The organism is Vibrio sp. 10N.261.52.A1 (assembly GCF_002876325.1).
Classification (GTDB): Bacteria; Pseudomonadota; Gammaproteobacteria; order Enterobacterales; family Vibrionaceae; genus Vibrio; species Vibrio chagasii.
In genome coordinates, this window is record NZ_MCYD01000335.1 from 1 (window position 1) to 700 (window position 700).

General features: G+C 41.0%; 2 protein-coding genes. One reads left to right on the top strand and one right to left on the bottom strand.

Features of this window, described 5'->3' with window-relative positions; genetic code table 11:
- Positions 1-210, top strand: a 210-nt coding sequence (locus tag BCT81_RS04060; protein ID WP_102423306.1) for a molecular chaperone DnaK, incomplete at its 5' end; no start/stop codon positions are given.
- Positions 211-367: 157 nt separating this feature from the next.
- Here BCT81_RS04060 and BCT81_RS04065 read toward each other — a convergent pair.
- Positions 368-583 carry a hypothetical protein gene (locus tag BCT81_RS04065; RefSeq protein WP_102423307.1) on the bottom strand — a complete coding sequence of 72 codons (216 nt, stop codon included), beginning with the start codon at positions 581-583 and terminating at the stop codon, positions 368-370.
- Positions 584-700: the final 117 nt, after the last annotated feature.

The following is a 700-nucleotide window of genomic DNA, read 5'->3' on the forward strand; positions in this document are numbered from 1 at the left end:
GCCGCAGTGATGATTTGTCGCAAGACTGGCGACCGACAGTTTGATATCTCTGACGATTACCGTAATCAAGTGATTGAGAAGCTAAAGCAGAGCAAGGTTCCAGAGTCTTGGTTAACGCTGGTTAGTGAAGTAACTGAGCTGTCCGAGAGCGAATCTAAGCGTGTGTTTGGTGATGCTTTACCAAGCGGCTTGAGCCTAATCAACAGCTAGGACTGAATGCAGATATCGCTTCTAAGCAGCTAGAAAAGAAAAAGCCACTTTCGATACATTGAAAGTGGCTTTTTTATTGGTGGCTAAAGGCTGGTGTGTGTCGTTGGTACTTAGCTTTCGGGTTAAGAGCCTCAGCCGTGTTACAGTTAATCATTGTTTAATGTTTCGTTCCGTTTGGGTTGATAGTAAAGTCTGTATTCTCATAGATGTCAGACAGTTTTTTTGGTTTCTTTTCTTTTGCTCCTTTATTGGATTGATTATGAGTTTCGCTCAAAAGCCATTCCTCATGCATTTTTGCTGAATCCAAGAATTCTGGATCCTCCATTGCTTCCTTGCGAAGTTTATTTACACGTTTGAGAGTATCCCAAATCATAATACTTCACCTCCACTAAGGCTACACTTCCCAATATAGGACTCTCCCCTATTGATTCAATACTTTCCGGTTAAACCATAGTGAAATTGTGATTTACATATCGAAAACTGCCTTATA